The sequence below is a fragment of the Actinacidiphila glaucinigra genome (genome assembly GCF_035918135.1).
Lineage (GTDB): Bacteria > Actinomycetota > Actinomycetes > Streptomycetales > Streptomycetaceae > Actinacidiphila > Actinacidiphila glaucinigra.
Genome location: NZ_CP109144.1, coordinates 8,501,570 through 8,518,358, shown reverse-complemented (window position 1 = coordinate 8,518,358; position 16,789 = coordinate 8,501,570). Strand labels below are relative to the sequence as shown.

Below are 16,789 nucleotides of genomic sequence, written 5' to 3'. Positions count from 1 at the left end.
CCACCGCCGGACGGGGACGAGGGCACGCGGGACTCCGCGCGGCCACCCCGTACCGCGCCCGCCGTGACCGCGCACCCGCCGCGCGGGACGGCCGGCGACGACCATCACCCAGCAAGGGAACCAAGGGAACAAGTGATGACGCCAGTGGAACCGGCCGCCGAGGCCGTGGTGATCGACGACGTGCGCAAGAGCTACGGCGACCTCAAGGCCGTGGACGGGGTGTCGCTCACCGTGCGCCGCGGAGAGTTCTTCGGCATCCTCGGGCCGAACGGCGCCGGGAAGACCACGCTCATCGAGATGGTCGAGGGACTGCGGCGTGCCGACGGCGGGAGCGTGTCCGTGCTCGGTTCGTCCCCGTGGCCGCGCAACACCGACCTGCTGCGGCGGCTCGGCGTCCAGACCCAGGCCTCGGCGTTCTTCACCCGGCTCTCCGCGCTGGAGCACCTGCGGACCGTCGCCACGCTGTACGGCCTCGGCCCGGAGGCCGCCGACCGCGCGCTGAAGGAGGTGGGGCTGGGCGAACAGGGCGGCATACGCGTCGACGACCTGTCCGGCGGGCAGCGCCAGCGTCTGGCGATCGCCACCGCGCTCGTCCACGAGCCCGAGCTGATCATGCTGGACGAGCCCACGGCCGCCCTCGACCCGGAGGCCCGGCGCTCGCTGTGGAGCCTGCTGCGGGGCCTGAAGGGCCAGGGGCGCACCATCGTCCACACCACGCACCACCTCGACGAGGCCGAGGCCCTCTGCGACCGGGTGGCGATCATGTCCCGCGGCAGGGTGATCGCCCTGGACACGCCCGCCAACCTGGTGCGTTCCCTCAAGGCGCCGACCCGCGTGCTGGTGCCCGCCGACCGCATCACCGTCGAACGCGCCCTGGCCATCGACGGCGTGGACCGCGCGGAGGTGGACAACGGCGAGGTCGTCATGGAGACCAGGGTGGCCGGCCAGGTGATCGTCGCCGTGAACGAGATCGCCGGGCCCGACGCGGTGCAGACCCGCACCGCGACCCTGGAGGACGCCTACCTCGCCCTGACCGGATCGGAGCACTGACCGTGAGCGCGTACGCCGCACTGACCCGGGCCAACTTCCGTGCCGCGGTCCGGGACAAGACCACCGTCTTCTTCACCTTCGCCTTCCCCCTGCTCTTCCTGATCGTCTTCGGCCTGATCTTCCAGGGCCAGACAGTCGAGGACGACGGCCCCCCGTACATCAACTACATCGCCCCCGGTGTTCTGTCGTGGGGCGTCGGCAACGCGGCCATGTTCGGTGTGGCCTTCACCCTGATGCACTGGCGCCGAGACGACATCCTGCGGCTCATCTGGCGCACACCCGCCTCGCTGACGTCCGTGCTGGCCTCCCGCTACGCCATCGCCGTGGGCGTGGGGCTGGCGCAGGCCGCGCTGTTCATCGGCGTGGCGCTGCTGCCGGGCTTCGGGCTGCAGCTCGCCTCCGGGTGGCCGCTGGTGATCCCGGTGCTGGTGCTCGGCATCACGACGTTCATGGCGCTGGGCCTGGTGGTGGGCAGCCTCGCCGACACGCCCGAGGCGGTCGCTGCGATCGCCAACTGCATCATGGTGCCCATGGCGTTCCTGTCCGGTTCGTTCTTCCCGGCCGACCTGATGCCGGGCTGGGTGCGCGATCTGTCCCTGGCCCTGCCGCTGCGCTACTTCAACGACGGCGTCCTCGGCACGCTCTCCGAGACCCACCACGGCAGCGCGGCCGACTACGCCCTCTCCTGCGCCGGACTCATCGGCTTCGCGGCGCTGTTCGCGCTGGTCGCCGCCAGGACCTTCCGTTGGAGCAACCGCGGATGACCGCCGATCTCGCCCCCGTGACGGCGCCGCCCGCGGCGCTGATGGACACCGCGGCCCGCGCGTTGCGCGAGGCCCTCGCCGAACGCCACCCCGCGGCGCCGCCGCGGGTGGTGCCGCTCGGCACCGCCGACACCCTCGTCCCCGGGCGCGATCCGCACCGCGCCGAGCGCCCGGCCGCCGTGATCCACCTCACCTGGGACGCCGTGCTGATCGGCCCATGGCGCGGCACCGATCCCGCGGAGCGGGCGTGCGGGCAGTGCCTGGCCATGCGCTGGCAGCGGCTGCGCACCCGTTCGGAGCGCGAGGCGTGGGAGACCGGCACGGCGACGCGGGCGGCGGGCGAGCGGCCCGCCCTTCCCGGCTACGTCGTCGACGCCGTCTCGTCCCTGTACGAGCGCGCCCTGACCGCCGGCCCGTCCGGGCCGCGGCCCCGCGTCACCCGGCTGGACCTGGCGACCCTCCAGGTCACCTCGGTGCCCCTGCTGGGCGAACCGCTGTGCCCCCACTGCGTCCCCGAGGACGGGACCGCGGCGCCGGAGACGGTGCCGGTGCCGGTGCCCCGGCCCAAGCCGTCCCCGGAGGCGTACCGGCTGCGTTCCCCGCGCTCGTACGGGCTGCCCGCCGACGCGCTGGCCAACCCGGTGTGCGGGGTCCTCGGCGCCACCACCTGGACGGACGTGAAGTCGCCGACGACCGCGCCGGTCGCCGGGAGCGTCTTCATGCGCGGCTACGCGGGCCTGACCGACGTCACGTGGAGCGGCCAGGCCAACTCCTTCCGGGCCAGCCGCGACCTGGCCTTCCTGGAGGGCCTGGAGCGCTACGCGGGCACCCACCGGCGGCGCCGCGGGCCGCTCCTGACGGAGGCGTACGACGTGCTCGGCGACCGGGCGCTCGACCCGCGCGAGTGCGGCCTGTACGCGCCGCAGACGTACCGCGACGACCCGATGCTGAACCCGTTCGCTCCGGACCGCCCCATCCCGTGGGTGCCGGGCTGGTCACTGCGCGACGAACGGCCGGTCCTCGTCCCCGCCCGGCTCGTCCACTACAGCGCGGGCCTCGCGGCGGACGACTTCGTCTTCGAGTGCTCCAACGGCTGCGCCATCGGCAGCTGCTGGGAGGAGGCGGTACTGTTCGGGCTGCTGGAGCTGATCGAGCGCGACTCCTTCCTCCTCGGCTGGTACGGCAACGCACCACTCACGGAGATCGACCTCGGCTCCTGCACCCGCGCGACCATCCACGCCATGGTCGACCGGGCCGCCCTGCAGGGCTACGACGTGCACGTCTTCGACAACCGGGTGGACCTGCCGGTGCCGGTCGCCACCGGCCTGGCGGTGCGCCGCGACGGCGGTCCGGGCACCCTGGCCTTCGCCGCGGGGGCCGCCTTCGACCCGGAGACCGCGGTGGAGTCGGCGGTCTCCGAGATCCTCACCTACATCCCCCACCTGCCGGGGCAGGTGCGTGAGCGTCCGGAGGAACTGGCCGCCATGGCCGGGGACTTCGGGCTCGTGCGACGGCTTCCCGACCACGCCGCGCTCTTCGGGCTGCCCGAGATGGCGGAGCACGCCGCCTCGTACCTGCGGCCGGCCGCCGTACGGGCGCCGGGCGAGCTGTACGCGGACTGGGAGCGGCGACTGCCGCGCACCGGGGACCTCCTCGACGACGTCCGGCTGTGCCGGGACGTCCTCACCGGGGCGGGCTTCGACGTGATCGCCGTCGACCAGACGACGCCCGAGCAGGAGCGGCTGGGTCTGCGCACGGTGTGCGCCCTGGTCCCCGGGCTGCTGCCGATCGACTTCGGCTGGACGCGTCAGCGCGCCCTGCACATGCCCCGGCTGCGCACTGCGTTCCGCCGGGCCGGGCTGCGGGGCACGGATCTCGGGGAGGACGAGCTGCGGCGCGTGCCGCACCCGTTCCCCTGAGCCGCGGGCCGTACACCGTGTCCCGGCCCCGCCGGAACGGGACGGGACACGGCAAAGCCCTCCGCGCGGCGGTGCGAACCGCGGCGCGGAGGGCGATGACCCGGATCCGGAGGATCAGGCGGTGCAGCTGGTGGTGCTGGTGGTGCTGGAGCAGGTGCTGGTGCTCGAGCAGCTGGTGGACGAGCCCAGCATGACCTCGCTCGCGTCCGAGTAGTCGGTGATCTCGAAGGTCTCGGACTCCAGCTCGAGGATCTCCTGGGCGAGCGACTCCAGCGAGTTCTGCGGCATCGTGTCTCCTCCTGAGGGAACGGGCCGGTCGGCCCATGGGTGAACGCGACGACAAGGGCGCGGCTCCGGGCGCCGGTTGCGGACAACCGCACACCCGTGCGCCGTACCCGGGTTCCTTTCTAAGGGGTGCCGCTGGCAGATCCGTGCGCGTCCCGCTGTCACCCCGCTGTCAGCCCCGCGGCGGGCCGCCCGCCCCGACACCCCATCGACGGGAGCCACTTGTGAGCCCTTCCCCGAACGGCGCGTACGGCCCGGTCCTCGACGGCCTGCCGGCGGTGCTGCGCCCCACCGTGGCCGACTACCTCGACCTGCACCGGCATCCCGAACTGTCCGGAGCCGAGGAGCGCACCGCGGCGCGCCACGCGGAGCGACTGCGGGACGCGGGTCTCGAGGTCACCACCGGTGTCGGCGGGCACGGCGTGGTCGGCGTGCTCCGCAACGGCCCCGGCCCGGTGGTTCTCCTGCGCGCCGAACTCGACGCGCTGCCGGTCCGGGAGGCCACCGGCCTGCCCTACGCCAGCGAAGTCGTCGCCCTCGACCCCGAGGGCCGCCCGGTGCCCGTCATGCACGCGTGCGGGCACGATCTGCACCTGGCGTGCCTCGGTGGTACGGCGGCGCTGCTCGCGGGCGCCACCGGCCACTGGTCGGGCACCCTGGTGACGGTGGGCCAGCCGGCGGAGGAGACCCTCGGCGGGGCCCGCGCCATGCTGGAGGACGGCCTGTACACCCGTTTCCCGGTCCCCGACGTCGTCCTGGCCCAGCACTCCGCGCCGCTGCCGGCCGGGATGGTCGCCCACGCGCACGGCCCGGTGCTGGCGGGCAGTCGGCTGCTCGAGGTCGTCGTGCACGGCTCGGGCGGCCACGCGGCCAGCCCGCACCTGGCGGTGGACCCGGTGGTGGCCGCGGCCGCGATCGTGCTGCGGCTGCAGACCGTGGTGTCCCGGGAGACGAGTCCGGCCGAGCAGGTGGTGCTGACGGTCGGTTCGCTGCACGCGGGCACCCGGGGCAACGTCGTGCCCGCGTCCGCGACACTGGAGGTCTCGGTACGCGCGTTCGGCGACGAGGCGCTGGAGCGGGTGACGGCGGCCGTGCACCGCATCGTGACCGCCGAGTGCGCGGCCTCCGGCTGCCCGCGCGAACCCTCCGTCCGCGTCCTCGCGCAGTCGCAGCCCACGCTTGCGGACCCCGGCACGGTCGCGGCCGTGCGCCGGGCGCACGAGGAGACCCTGGGCGCCGGGCGCGTCGCCGTCTGGCCTGCGTCCACGGCCACCGAGGACTTCCCGCTCTACGGCCCGGCGGGGGCAGCGCTGCACGGCGCGGGTGAGGTACGCACCGCCTACTGGATGCTGGGGTGCGTCGGCCCGGAGCAGTGGGCCCGGACCCCGGGTGCGGGCGCCGCGGCCAAGATGGCCGCCCTGCCGCCGAACCACTCCCCCGCGTTCCGTCCCGACCCCCGCCTGTCCGTCCCCGCGGGCGTCACCGCCCTGACGGCGGCCGCCCTGGCACAACTGGCCGGGCCGGCCCGGTGACGTCCCAAGGGGGCGCCGCCCGGGCGGAATTCGCCCCTCCACCGACTCCGACGGCACGTCGGGAACCGTGAGCGCCTGTGTGCTCTCCGCAACTATCTCGTCAAAAGATCTTGACTTGGCGGCGCGCCGGGCCGTGAATAGGACGGCGCGCTGCCCGTTCCCGGGAGGAACACCCGTCGATCCGGGGAATGAGGACAGTGCGGTGCCGATACGGGGTGGAGGTAAGGATTGAAGACCCAACGGAAGGTCCGCAGAACGGGAGTGCTCGACGTCGGGTGCCACAGCGCCCTGCTCACGGTCGTGGAGCGACGGGACGACTCGCCGCTGGAACCGGTCCTGGCGCGGAAGGTGCGGCTGCGCCTGCACGAGACGCTCGACGCGACGGGACGGCTCGACCGCTCGGGCGTGCGCAGCGTCCAGCACGCGGTGGCCCGGACCCTGGCGGCGGACGAAGGGCGTTCGCTGCCTTCTGTGTACGCCTTCGCCACCTCCGTCATCCGGGACGCGCCGAACCGTGACGAGGTCATCGCCCAGGTCGCCCGGACCACCGGCACCCGGCTGCGGGTGCTGTCGGGCGAGGAGGAGGCCCGGCTGGCCTATGTGGCCGCCCGCCAGTGGGCGGGGGAGGACGGACTGCCGCTGCTGGTCCTGGACATCGGGGGCGGCACGGTCGAGATCGCCGACGGCACCGGGGAGCAGCCGCGCGCGGTCCACTCACTGCGCCTCGGAGCCCGTGCCGTCAACCGCCGTTGGGACCTGGTGGAAGCCGTCACCTCCAAGCGCCGGCTGCACGAGGTCCGCGACCGGCTGCGCGCGTCCGTCGCCGAGCTGGGCGACGCCCTGCCCCGGGCGCCGCGGGACGGCCGGGTGCTGGCCTCCTCGAAGACGTTCACCCAGCTGGCGCGGCTCGCGGCCGCCCGCGGCACGTCCGACGAGGGCCTGGACCGCCTGTCGCTGCAGCAGGTGCGGGAGATCGTGCCCGTCCTGGCCGCGAACGGCCCGGCGGGGCGCGCCAGACTCCCGGGCATCTCACGGCACCGCGCGGGTCAGTCCCTGGCGGGGGCGCTGGTGGCCGAGACCCTGATGGAGATGTGCGGGGTGGAGAGCGTGGAGATCTGCCCCTGGTCCACGCGCGAGGGGCTGCTCCTGGAGCGCCTGGAGTCAGCGGCCCCGGCCGCTCACCGCCGCGTCGTCTGAACCGCCGGCGGCGGGCACGGCCGCACCGGGCGCCGGCGCGTCCCAGTCCAGGCGCAGCACCGCCAGGTCGTCCGTGTGGCGTTCCTCGTTGAGCTCGCGGACCTGCCCGATCAGCGCGTCGAGGTGGGCGTCGGGCCCCGTCACGGAGGTGCTGCCCAGCAGGCGCAGCAGCCCCTCCGAGCCGAGCCGCTCACGGCCGGGGCCCGCGTGGCCTTCGATGAGGCCGTCGGTGTAGAGGGTCAGGGTGCCCCGCTCCGGCAGGTCCAGGACCGTGGCGGGCCACTGGTCCAGGCCCGGCGCGATGCCCAGGGCGACACCGTGGGCCGCTTCGGCCGGCCGCGTGCCGCCGCCGGTGGTCAGCAGGGGCTCGTGGTGCCCTGCCAGGTGCACCGTCGCCCGCCGCGCGGCGAAGTCCAGGGTGAGCAGGGTGCACGTGGTGAACAGGTCGGGGTGCGAACGTTCCGCGACGAGCATCCGCTCCAGCAGACGCAGGAGTTCCGGGCCGCGGTGACCGCCCAGGGTGAGCGCACGCCAGGCGATGCGCAGGCAGACGCCGAGTGCCGCGGCGTCCGGCCCGTGACCGCTGACGTCGCCGATCACGGCGTGGACGAGCCCGTCGTCGGTCTGCACCACGTCGAGGAAGTCACCGCCCAGCAGGGCGCTCTCGCGTCCGGGGAGGTAGCGGCTGGTGGCGGTCACGGCGGGGGTGGTCAGCAGCGGCTGCGGCAGCAGGCCGCGTTCGAGGCGTGCGTTCTCCTGCGCCCGCAGCCTGCCGGCCTGCAGGTCGGCGCCGGCCCGCTCGACCTGCTTGCGCTGGACGGCGTAGCGGACGGCGCGCTGCAGGAGTTCCGGCTCTACCTTGCCCTTGACGAGGTAGTCCTGGGCGCCGGTGGCGAGGGCCTCGGAACCGGCCTGCCCCTCCGCCAGACCGGTCAGCACGATGACGGCGGTGTTCGCGTCGGCGCGCTGGATCTCGGCGACGGCGCCGAGGCCCGCGGCGTCGGGCAGGTGCAGGTCGAGCAGGACGCAGTCGGCGGCCCGCTGCGAGAGCTCGAAGCAGGCGTCCGCGAGGGTCTTGTGCCAGACGAGCGTGTACCGCAGTGAGGTGTCGGCGAGCAGTTCGGTGACCAGCAGGGCGTCGCCGGCGTCGTCCTCGACGAGCAGGATCCGGTGGTGCGCGACGGGGGCGAGCGGCGTGGGGGGTGTCGTCACGGTCGCGGCTCCCTCGTGGCCCCGTCGGCATCCGCCGCGGCCGGCTCGGGCGCGGTCCCGGACTCGGGACCGGTCTCGGTCTCGGTCTCGGTCTCGGTCTCGGTCTCGGACTCGGACTCGTCCTGCTGTGCGGGGAGGGTGAAGGCGATGCGGGTACCGGAGTCGTACCCCGGGTCGATGGCGATGGCGCCGCCGTGGAACTCGACGATCTTCTTGCACATGGCGAGCCCGATGCCGTTGCCCGGGTAGGCGTCCCTGGTGTGCAGCCGCTGGAAGATCACGAAGACCTTCTCGGCGAACTCGGGGGCGATGCCGATGCCGTTGTCCGTGACGGAGAACCGCAACAGGTCGCCGTCGCGCCGGGCCGCGACGTGGATCCGGGGCTCCCGCTCGGGGTGGCGGAACTTCACCGCGTTGGAGATCAGGTTCTGCCAGAGCATGCCCAGTTGTGTGGCGTCGCCGACGACGGTGGGCAGCGGGTCGCGGGTGATCCGGGCGCCGGACTCCTCCAGGGCCACGCTCAGCGCCTCTTCCGTCGCGTCGGCGATCCGCTCGAGGTCCACGGTGCTCTGCTGGTTGTGGACCCGGCCCACCCGCGAGAAGGCCAGCAGGTCGTTGATGAGGGTCTGCATGCGGTTCGCGCCGTCGACGGCGAACGCGATGTACTGGTCGGCGCGCTCGTCCAGTTGGTCCCCGTAGCGGCGCTGCAGGAGCTGGGTGAAGCTCGACACCTTCCGCAGCGGCTCCTGCAGGTCGTGCGAGGCGACGTAGGCGAACTGCTCCAGTTCGGCGTTGGAGCGCTTCAGCTCGGCGGACTGCTCGTCGAGCAGCTCCCGCGCCCGCTCGGCGAAGGAGAGCTCCTCCGCGAGCCTGCGCCGCATGGCCTCCACGTCCCGGCCGAGCCGCCGCAGGTCGGCCGGGCCGGTCGCGGTGATGGGGCGCTCGAAGCGGCCCCGCGTCACCTGCCGGACCTCGGTGCCCAGCCGTTCCAGGGGCCCGTTGATGCCGCGCCGCAGCCCCTCGAAGACGAGAACGGCCAGCAGCACGATGACCACCGCGATGGCGGTGAACACCCCGTTGCGCAGCCGCACGGCGGCGTCGAGCTGGGTGCCGGCGGTGATGCGGGCCTGCCGCAGGTGCTCCTGCTGGCCGGTCAGGGCGTCGCGGACCCGGTCGAAGGCCGCCCTGCCCTCGTCGGCCCGCTCGGTGGCGAGCGGCACCGGCTCCCCCGGCGTGGCGGCAGCGGTGGCGACCGGCCGCGCGATGAGCCCCTGCCAGGCGGCCGCCGCGTCCACCACGCCGTCGAGGTCGGCACGAGCCCGCGCGTCGCCCTGGACGAGGGGACGCAGCCGGCCGAGGGCGGTCCGCTCGTCCGCCAGGCCCTGGGTGTACGGATCGAGGAACTGCCGTTGCCCGCTCAGCCCGTATCCGCGGACGCCGGTCTCCTGGTTCACCAGCGCGGCCTCCAGCCGTATGGCGTTGACCAGGGCCGGGGAGCGCTGGTCCACCAACTGGTCGGTGAGCGAGCCACTGCGGTCCAGCGCCCATATCCCGAGCGCGCCCAGCGCGGCGAGCACCGCGAGGGCGACGCTCACACCGACGCGGAGCCACCGGCGGGTCGTCCACGCCGACAGCCGGCCCCGGGCGTCGTCCGGGACGTACGCCGCCTCCGGGCCGCCGTCCGCCTGCACGATCGTCTCGCCCGTTGCCACGCTGAACGCCCTCCGCTCGCCTCGCCGCCGTCGGATGCCCGAGGGCGGAACCCACTGTAACGGCCGCGCGACAACACTTGTTGTCGTGCGTTTCGGCAGGTCCTAAGGTGGGGGCCATGCCTGGCACCCACTTCGCTCCGCGCCTGCCGGAGGAGGAACTCGCCGCACTGGCGATCGGCACGGTCGACGACCTCGCCCGGCGCCTGGCACGTCATGCCCTCCGCCCGCTGACCGTCCCCGGGACCGCCGCCGACGACGGTACCCAAGCACGCGGGGAGGCCCTGGCGTACCTGCACATGCTCAACCTCCTCCAGCAGGCGATCGGGCACCTGGAGAACCTCGCGGCCGAGCAGGCGGCCGCCGCAGGTGCCGGATACCCCCAGATCGGCCGAGCCTGCAACATCAGCCGCCAGGGCGCCCGCCGCCGCTGGCCCGGCCTGGTGACCAGCGACACCCCCCACCGTCCCCCGCGGCGCACCGACCGGACCCGGAGCCAATGATGATGATCGCCCCAGCCCGCCCCCACGACGTGCTGCTGGTCGAGGACGACCCCGCGGACGCCATGCTCATCGGCGACGCCCTCGCCGAGCGCGGCGCCCGCAACCTCACCCAGGTCGAGGACGGCCTCGCCGCCCTGGAGTATCTGCGCGACCCGGCGAACCGGCGCCCCGACCTGATCGTCCTCGACCTCAACATGCCCCGGATGAACGGCCACGAGCTGCTGGCGATCCTCAAGAGCGACGAGGAACTGCGCGCGATCCCCGTGGTCGTCCTCACCACCTCCGCGGCGCCCGACGACGTGACCGGCGCCTACCGGCAGCACGCCAACGCGTACGTCACCAAGCCCGTCAACCTGGACGACTTCGAGCGGGCCGTGCACAGCATCGACGCCTTCTACCTGGACACCGTCACCAAACTGCCCCGCCGGTGAGCGTGGCCGGAAGCGGATGAGCGTCATACGCGGAATACGGGGTAGACGGACGGCTGGCCGCATCTGAGCGCGGCCGGCCGGGGAAGCAGCACGAAAGGCACCACCATGGAACCGAGGCTGGACGGCCGCACCGCCCACCTGGCCGACTGGCCCTGCATCCACGCGGGATTCGCACACGAGGGGGACTCCGAGGCGATCTCCGCGGCCCGGCGCTTCACCGCCGGGTTCCTCGCCCGTGTCCAGGGCGAGCACGGCGTCCCGGTACCGGTCGAGACGGTCGAGACCGCGCAGCTCGTCGTCAGCGAGCTGGTCACCAACACCTGCAAGTACGCTCCCGGCCCCGGCCTGCTCGACCTCGAGGTGGACGTCGACACGGCGACGCTGCTGGTGTCCGTGTGGGACACCAGCAGCACCCTCCCCCTCGCCCGCGCGGCCGAGCCCGGGCGGATCGGCCAGCACGGTCTGGAGATCATCCTCGCGCTGTGCGAGGGCTACGACGTGCAGCGCCAGCCGGTGGGCAAGCGCATCACGGTCCGCATCTCCCTGGAGCCCCGGGTCCGCTGAGGCGCGGCACGCCCCCGCCGTGACGGCGATCGGGTGAACCCCCGGCCCCACCGGGTTCACCGGCGGGCGCGCATGGAAGGTGCCTCAGGCGCCGGTCCGCCGCTTCCGGCGTACCGCCCGGCCACCCGGCCACCCGGCCACCCGGAAACAGGACCGTCCAGGAGCAGCACCATGACCAGGATCGCCGTCATCCTCGGCAGCACACGCCCCGGGCGCATCGGAGCGGGCGTCGCCCGGTGGGTGTACGAGAACGCCGCGCTCCGCGGCGACGCCGAGTACGAACTGGTCGACGTCGCCGACTACGCCCTCCCGCTGCTCGACGAGCCGGTGCCGCCGTCGATGGGCCGGTACAGCCGCCCGCACACCTTCGCGTGGGCGGAGAAGATCGGCTCCTTCGACGGCTATGTCTTCGTGACGGCCGAGTACAACCACTCGATCCCGGGGGCGCTGAAGAACGCCATCGACTACCTCTTCGCCGAGTGGAACAACAAGGCCGCCGGGTTCGTCGCGTACGGCAGCGTCGGCGGCACCCGCGCGGTGGAGCACCTGCGCCTGGTGATGGCCGAGCTGCGGGTGGCCACCGTCCGTGCGCAGGTGGCGCTCTCCCTCTTCCGGGACTTCGCCGACATGAGCCGCTTCGAGCCCGGCCCGCGTCGGGCGGGCGAGCTGGGCGTCGTCCTCGACGAGGTCGTGGCCTGGAGCGAGGCCCTGGCGCCGCTGCGCCACGCGCCGTCCTGACCCCGGCCCCATCAGGCCTTCCTCGTACCGTGCGGCCCCTCGTAGGGTCCTCCCATGGACGGACGACAGGGGGGCGCGCCGGCGTGCGCGGGGTGCGGTGGGACGGTGGCCCCGGACGGTCACTGCTGGGACTGCGGCGTCGCACAGCCGGCGTTCCGGTCGCGCGTGGAGGCCACCGCGGGCGGTGCGGCGGGCGTCAGCGACCGGGGGAAGCGGCGCGAGGTGAACGCCGACGCGATGGCCGTGACCACGGCCGGCGCGTGGACGATCGGCGTGGTGTGCGACGGGGTGTCCATGTCGCCCCGGTCCGAACGGGCCGCCCGGCTCGCCGCCGAGGTCGTCTCGGACGCGCTGGCACCGGCGCTGCTCGCCGGCACCGCGCCGGAGATCGCGCTCGAGGAGGCCACCCGCCGCGCCGGACGCGCGGTCGCCGCGCTCGCCGTCTCCCCGGACGAGGCACCGGCCTGCACCTTCGTCGCGGGCGTCACCGGTCCGGACGGCCTGTGGTGTGCCTGGATCGGCGACAGCCGGGCGTACTGGCTGCCGGACGAGGGCCTGGCCATCGCGCTGACCGACGACGACACCGGCGAACTGGACGCCCTGACCGGCTGGCTGGGCGCCGGGAGCGGCGAGCCCGCGCCGCGGGTGCGCAGCGGCCGGCCGGCCGTGCCCGGCCGCCTCCTGCTGTGCACCGACGGGCTGTGGCGGTACCTCCCCGGTGCGGAGGCCCTGCGGGACCGGCTGGCCGCCGCACCCGCCTCCGGGGGCGGCGGGGGGCCGCTGGACGGCGCGCGGTGGCTGGTCGGGTACGCGCTCGACGCGGGCGGCCACGACAACGTGACGGCGCTGCTGCTGCCCGTGCCCACCGGGGTTCCGCCACGGGCGGGGTCGGCGGGAGAGGTGTAAGCAAGAGGTATGCGTTTTGCACCACGCGCAGGCACGTACTGGTCCGCGGAGCGGAATCCCGCACTGATCGCGGTCCCGGTACTGCTGATCGTGGCGATCGTCATCAGCGATCTGCTGATCCCCACGGAGGGCCACCTGGGCCCGCTCCTGGTGGTGGCGCCGGCGCTGACCGCGTCGTTCGGCGGGCTCCGGCTCACCGCCCTCATCGGGGGGCTCGCGGTGGCGGCGCTCACCGTGGTGTCGGTGGCCGACGGCACCATCACCACCTCGTACCGCCAGAGCGAGATCATCGCGCTGGTGCTCGTCTCCGCCTTCACCGTGGTCTTCGTCAGGCTGCGCGAACGGCACCAGGCCGAGTTGCAGCAGGTGCGCTCGGTGGCGGAGGCGGCACAGCAGGTCGTCCTGCAGCCCCTGCCGGAGCGCATCGGCCCGTTGCGGATCGCCTTCGACTACCAGGCCGCCGAGGACCAGGCCCGGATCGGCGGCGACCTGTATGCGGCGGTGCGCACGCCTGGCGGCACCCGGCTGCTCATCGGGGACGTCCGGGGCAAGGGCCTGCCCGCGATCGGCGACGCCTCCCTGCTGCTCGGAGCGTTCCGCAGCGTCGCCTACCGCGCTCCGCCGCTGCCCGCGCTGTACGCGCACCTGGAGGCCACGGTGTCCTGGAAGGCCGCGCAGGCCGGTGGTGACGGCCTGCAGGAGGACGCCGCGGTCGAGTCGTTCATCACCGCGATCCTGGTGGACTTCCCCGACGACCGTCCCGAGGTGCGCATCCTCAACTGCGGCCACCCGCCCCCGCTCCGGCTGGCCGCCGACGGCCTCGCGCCGCTCGACCCGAGCCAGCCTGCGCCGCCCATCGGCCTGGGGCTGCTGCAGCCCTCGCACCCGGGTGTGGACACCTTCCCCTTCGCTCCCGGCGACATCCTGCTGCTCTACACCGACGGCGTCACCGAGGCCCGTGACGGGTCCGGCCGCTTCTACCCTCTCGCCGAGCGCGTCGCGTCCTGGCCGGGTCGCAAGACCCCCGAGGACCTGGTGCGGCACGTGCGCGAGGACCTCCTCGCCTACTGCGGTGGACGGCTCGGCGACGACGCCGCGCTGATCACCGTGCGGCGGGAGCGTGCGGGCATCGGCCTGTCGCACGAACCGCAGGCGGTCGACGCGCCGTCGGCGCTGTCCGGCGGCCCCGAGCCCGGTCCGTCCACGACGGTGCCGCCCTCCGACCCCGAGCGGGAATGACCTTCCGCCGCGCCCCGTCGCCCGCACCCGTGTTCCGCCGCCGGAACGCTGATCTACGCTGGGCCCGCCCACGCCAGCGGCGGCCCTTCGGCATCGTGTCGGGAGGCCCGCCCCACCGGAAGGACGGCCCATGAACGAGCAGCGCCCGATCGACTGGGACGAGGCCACGTGGCTCAACGCCCCGCAGCACGCGGAGGCGGACGGGCGCGGGATGCTGGTGACCACCCGCGACCGCAGCGACTTCTGGCGCACCACCGGTTACGGCTTCGTCCGCGACGACGGGCACGCACTGCTCACCGCGTTCCAGGCGGACACGTCGACGGAGGTGACCTTCCGCGCGGACTTCGACACGCTGTACGACCAGGCCGGGCTCATGATCCGCGTCGACGCGGAGACCTGGGTCAAGGCCGGGATCGAGATGTCCGACGGCGTGCCGCACCTCGGCGCGGTCGTCACCCGCGGGGTGTCGGACTGGTCTCTCGCCCCGGTGCCCGACTGGGCCGGGCACTCCGTCACCGTGCGCGCCAGCCGTTCCGGTGACGCGGTCACGATCCGTGCACGCCGCGACGACGGCCCCTGGCGGCTGGTCCGGCTGGCGCCGCTCGCCCCGGACGCCGTCGCCACCGCGGGACCCTTCTGCTGCTCCCCCGAACGCGCGGGCCTGCGCGTGGCGTTCACCCGTTTCACCCGGGGGGCAGCCGACTCGGCGCTGCACGAGGAGCCGCAGCAGGCGGGCGCAGAGGGCCGCTGAGGGCCGCGGAGGGCTGGTGAGGACACGATGGGGTTCGTGGGCGAGACCTGGCGGGTGCTGAGCGACGGGGAACCCGTCGGGGAGATCACGGTCGAGGAGGCCGACTTCCCGTGGCTGTCGGGGCGGTTCACTCCCGCCCCGGCCTTCGCCCGGGTCGGGCCGCTGTTCGCCCGCGAACTCGCCCTGATGCAGGCCGCGATGACCGCGCCGGCCGAGGAGGACGAGCCCTGGGCCGCCTGGGAGGCGGCCTACGGCGAGGTGCGCCGCGCGGTGACTCTGTCCTCTCCCTCGGGGCCCGTGGCCGAGTTCCTGCTGCACATCAAGGACGACCAGGCCTGGTTCCGGTGGAGCGACGAGCCCTTCGACGACGACTCGCCGAGCGACTGACGCCCCCGGTTCCGGCGCCTTCCCCCGAGCCTGGTAGTGGCACTACCAGGCTCGCTCCTTGACGTCACGACCTGGCGGTCGCAGCGTGGGGGGCGTGGACAAATAGTGGCAAAGGCAACATTTCGAACATCACCACTTGACTGTGGGACCTCACAACCCGCAACGGGGGTGGGGCGCCGACCGGACTGTCCGGCGCAGTGGCCCTTGAACCGTGTCCACGCCCAGGAACCGACCTGGCTAGGAGAGTTCTCATGCGTATTTCCAAGTGGCCCCTCGCCGCAGTGGCAGGCCTTGCGCTCGCCCTTGGGGGTGCGGCCTCAACGGCCGTCGCGGCACCGACGAGCTCACCGGCCTCAGCAGCGGTCAGTTATGCCGAACACGGCGGTGGCGGCGGAGGTGGCGGCGGCCACGGCGGCGGCGGCGGCGGTCACGGTGGTGGCGGCTACGGTGGCGGCGGCTACGGCGGTTACGACCGCGGCTACGGCGACCACGGCGGCGGCTGGGGCGGCGGTTACGACCGCGGCTACGGCGGCTACGGTGGCGGCTGGGGCGGCGGCGGTGGCGGTGGCCACGGCGGTGGCGGTGGCCACGGCGGCGGTGGCCACGGCGGCGGTGGCGGCGGCTACGGCGGTGGCGGCCACGGCGGCGGCGGCTGGTAAGACCCCCCACCGGGAGCCGGTCCACGACCGGTACCCGGCGCCGGCCGAACATCTGGCCACCGGCCACAGCAGGCCCGCGACCAGCGCTTCGGTGGCGCACCTCACGGAAGCGGAAGCCGCGCCCACGGGAGACCGGCGGGCGCGGCTTCCGCGCTGTACACCCGCGCGGCGCCCGGCGGATCGAACCGGCGACGAATCATCCCTTACGGAATGTTTCGCATGAGACATTCCGTAAGTGCCCCATCGACACCCTGCTCATATCGCCGGATCCGGCCGAGCGAGGGGCGGCGGTCCGGCCGACCTCGGGGAAACGCCATGTTCGAGCTGTCCTCAGCGCTCTCCGGGGAAACCGGCCAGTGCTTCCACATCGGCGGTCGCTGGGTCTCCCCCAGCGGCATCCGCCGGACGCCCGTCGCCTCCCCCTCCACGGAGATGGAGTTGCTGCCTGTGCCCCTTGGGGACACCCGGGACGTCGACCGCGCGGTCGCCGCCGCGCGCACGGCCTTCGACCACGGCCCCTGGCCACGGATGTCGGCACCCGAGCGGGCCGCCCACCTGCGGTGGCCGGCCGACGAGGTCCGCCGGCGGCTGCGGCTAGCGGCCCGGCTCTGGACGGCCCAGGTCGGCGCGCCGGTCGCGTTCGCGGAGGGGCTCGTCCAGGCCGGTGGGAGTCGCTTCGACCACTTCGCCGAGCTCGCCGGCTCGTACGCGTTCCACGACCGCCGCCCCACCTTTCGGGGTCACGCCCGGGTGATCCGTGAACCCGTCGGCGTCGCCGCCCTGTTCGTCCCGTGGAACGCCACCTTCAGCATCCTCGCGCACAAGATCCCCGCGGCTCTCGCGGCGGACTGCGCCGTGGTCGTGAAGTCACCGCCGGAGGGTCCGCTGGACACCCTGGTGGTCGCCTAGTGCGCCGCGGCGGCCGAACTGCCTCCGGGGGTGG

At 74.1% G+C, this 16,789-nt stretch carries 18 protein-coding genes; 15 read left to right on the top strand and 3 right to left on the bottom strand.

Annotated elements, in window-relative coordinates:
- The first annotated feature begins 135 nt into the window (after positions 1–135).
- From OIE69_RS38720 to OIE69_RS38710, 3 genes are read left to right on the top strand one after another with little or no spacing between them, the layout of a single operon-like run.
- Positions 136–1,050, top strand: coding sequence for an ABC transporter ATP-binding protein (locus tag OIE69_RS38720; protein ID WP_326581540.1), 915 nt, complete (start codon positions 136–138; stop codon positions 1,048–1,050).
- A gap of 2 nt (positions 1,051–1,052) precedes the next feature.
- Positions 1,053–1,814, top strand: a complete 762-nt coding sequence (locus OIE69_RS38715; protein ID WP_326579732.1) for an ABC transporter permease — start codon at positions 1,053–1,055, stop codon at positions 1,812–1,814.
- A complete protein-coding gene (locus tag OIE69_RS38710; RefSeq protein WP_326579730.1) occupies positions 1,811–3,733 on the top strand; it encodes a TOMM precursor leader peptide-binding protein in 1,923 nt (640 codons plus the stop codon). Before OIE69_RS38715 ends, OIE69_RS38710 begins: the two co-directional genes overlap by 4 nt.
- A 114-nt stretch (positions 3,734–3,847) precedes the next feature.
- On the opposite strand, the gene OIE69_RS38705 is transcribed toward OIE69_RS38710, so the two are convergent.
- Entirely contained in the window at positions 3,848–4,021 is a 174-nt protein-coding gene (locus OIE69_RS38705; RefSeq protein ID WP_089228050.1) for a thiazolylpeptide-type bacteriocin, read from the bottom strand.
- A 221-nt stretch (positions 4,022–4,242) separates the two neighbouring features.
- On the opposite strand from OIE69_RS38705, the gene OIE69_RS38700 reads away from it, so the two are divergent.
- Together OIE69_RS38700 and OIE69_RS38695 are read left to right on the top strand one after the other, a co-directional pair.
- Entirely contained in the window at positions 4,243–5,550 is a 1,308-nt protein-coding gene (locus OIE69_RS38700) for an amidohydrolase (RefSeq protein WP_326579727.1), read from the top strand.
- 228 nt (positions 5,551–5,778) lie between these two features.
- Positions 5,779–6,747 (top strand): Ppx/GppA phosphatase family protein, encoded by a 969-nt coding sequence (locus OIE69_RS38695; protein ID WP_326579725.1) that lies wholly within the window; start codon positions 5,779–5,781, stop codon positions 6,745–6,747.
- On the opposite strand, the gene OIE69_RS38690 is transcribed toward OIE69_RS38695, so the two are convergent.
- Positions 6,712–7,959 carry a PP2C family protein-serine/threonine phosphatase gene (locus OIE69_RS38690; RefSeq protein ID WP_326579723.1) on the bottom strand — a complete coding sequence of 416 codons (1,248 nt, stop codon included), beginning with the start codon at positions 7,957–7,959 and terminating at the stop codon, positions 6,712–6,714. The genes OIE69_RS38695 and OIE69_RS38690 overlap by 36 nt on opposite strands.
- The gene (locus OIE69_RS38685; protein ID WP_392567621.1) at positions 7,956–9,671 is read right to left on the bottom strand and encodes a sensor histidine kinase; all 1,716 of its coding nucleotides are present in this window, start codon (positions 9,669–9,671) and stop codon (positions 7,956–7,958) included. Before OIE69_RS38685 ends, OIE69_RS38690 begins: the two co-directional genes overlap by 4 nt.
- Positions 9,672–9,787: 116 nt before the next feature.
- On the opposite strand from OIE69_RS38685, the gene OIE69_RS38680 reads away from it, so the two are divergent.
- From OIE69_RS38680 to OIE69_RS38635, 10 genes are all read left to right on the top strand, one after another.
- Positions 9,788–10,171, top strand: coding sequence for a hypothetical protein (locus tag OIE69_RS38680; protein ID WP_326579721.1), 384 nt, complete (start codon positions 9,788–9,790; stop codon positions 10,169–10,171).
- Complete coding sequence (locus tag OIE69_RS38675; protein ID WP_037731260.1) at positions 10,171–10,602, top strand: response regulator; 432 nt, start codon at positions 10,171–10,173, stop codon at positions 10,600–10,602. Before OIE69_RS38680 ends, OIE69_RS38675 begins: the two co-directional genes overlap by 1 nt.
- 105 nt (positions 10,603–10,707) lie before the next feature.
- Entirely contained in the window at positions 10,708–11,166 is a 459-nt protein-coding gene (locus OIE69_RS38670; protein WP_089228055.1) for an ATP-binding protein, read from the top strand.
- 171 nt (positions 11,167–11,337) lie between these two features.
- Positions 11,338–11,904: an NADPH-dependent FMN reductase gene (locus OIE69_RS38665; RefSeq protein WP_326579717.1), complete on the top strand. Its 567-nt coding sequence runs from the start codon at positions 11,338–11,340 to the stop codon at positions 11,902–11,904.
- 54 nt (positions 11,905–11,958) lie between these two features.
- Positions 11,959–12,810, top strand: coding sequence for a PP2C family protein-serine/threonine phosphatase (locus OIE69_RS38660; RefSeq protein ID WP_326579715.1), 852 nt, complete (start codon positions 11,959–11,961; stop codon positions 12,808–12,810).
- Between the two features lie 9 nt (positions 12,811–12,819).
- Positions 12,820–14,049 carry a PP2C family protein-serine/threonine phosphatase gene (locus tag OIE69_RS38655; protein WP_326579713.1) on the top strand — a complete coding sequence of 410 codons (1,230 nt, stop codon included), beginning with the start codon at positions 12,820–12,822 and terminating at the stop codon, positions 14,047–14,049.
- A gap of 130 nt (positions 14,050–14,179) precedes the next feature.
- Positions 14,180–14,800 (top strand): DUF1349 domain-containing protein, encoded by a 621-nt coding sequence (locus OIE69_RS38650; RefSeq protein ID WP_326579711.1) that lies wholly within the window; start codon positions 14,180–14,182, stop codon positions 14,798–14,800.
- Positions 14,801–14,827: 27 nt separating this feature from the next.
- Positions 14,828–15,187, top strand: a complete 360-nt coding sequence (locus tag OIE69_RS38645) for a hypothetical protein (protein WP_326579709.1) — start codon at positions 14,828–14,830, stop codon at positions 15,185–15,187.
- 251 nt (positions 15,188–15,438) lie between these two features.
- The gene (locus tag OIE69_RS38640; RefSeq protein WP_326579707.1) at positions 15,439–15,846 is read left to right on the top strand and encodes a hypothetical protein; all 408 of its coding nucleotides are present in this window, start codon (positions 15,439–15,441) and stop codon (positions 15,844–15,846) included.
- Between the two features lie 315 nt (positions 15,847–16,161).
- The gene (locus tag OIE69_RS38635; protein WP_326579705.1) at positions 16,162–16,755 is read left to right on the top strand and encodes an aldehyde dehydrogenase family protein; all 594 of its coding nucleotides are present in this window, start codon (positions 16,162–16,164) and stop codon (positions 16,753–16,755) included.
- Positions 16,756–16,789 lie beyond the last annotated feature (34 nt).

Coding starts and splice junctions, on each gene's coding strand:
- OIE69_RS38660 (WP_326579715.1), top strand. CDS start 11,959: ATGGACGGACGACAGGGGGGCGCGCCGGCGTGCGCGGGGTGCGGTGGG.
- OIE69_RS38650 (WP_326579711.1), top strand. CDS start 14,180: ATGAACGAGCAGCGCCCGATCGACTGGGACGAGGCCACGTGGCTCAAC.
- OIE69_RS38680 (WP_326579721.1), top strand. CDS start 9,788: ATGCCTGGCACCCACTTCGCTCCGCGCCTGCCGGAGGAGGAACTCGCC.
- OIE69_RS38640 (WP_326579707.1), top strand. CDS start 15,439: ATGCGTATTTCCAAGTGGCCCCTCGCCGCAGTGGCAGGCCTTGCGCTC.
- OIE69_RS38705 (WP_089228050.1), bottom strand. CDS start 4,021: ATGCCGCAGAACTCGCTGGAGTCGCTCGCCCAGGAGATCCTCGAGCTG.
- OIE69_RS38710 (WP_326579730.1), top strand. CDS start 1,811: ATGACCGCCGATCTCGCCCCCGTGACGGCGCCGCCCGCGGCGCTGATG.
- OIE69_RS38720 (WP_326581540.1), top strand. CDS start 136: ATGACGCCAGTGGAACCGGCCGCCGAGGCCGTGGTGATCGACGACGTG.
- OIE69_RS38665 (WP_326579717.1), top strand. CDS start 11,338: ATGACCAGGATCGCCGTCATCCTCGGCAGCACACGCCCCGGGCGCATC.
- OIE69_RS38645 (WP_326579709.1), top strand. CDS start 14,828: ATGGGGTTCGTGGGCGAGACCTGGCGGGTGCTGAGCGACGGGGAACCC.
- OIE69_RS38655 (WP_326579713.1), top strand. CDS start 12,820: ATGCGTTTTGCACCACGCGCAGGCACGTACTGGTCCGCGGAGCGGAAT.
- OIE69_RS38635 (WP_326579705.1), top strand. CDS start 16,162: ATGTTCGAGCTGTCCTCAGCGCTCTCCGGGGAAACCGGCCAGTGCTTC.
- OIE69_RS38670 (WP_089228055.1), top strand. CDS start 10,708: ATGGAACCGAGGCTGGACGGCCGCACCGCCCACCTGGCCGACTGGCCC.
- OIE69_RS38675 (WP_037731260.1), top strand. CDS start 10,171: ATGATGATCGCCCCAGCCCGCCCCCACGACGTGCTGCTGGTCGAGGAC.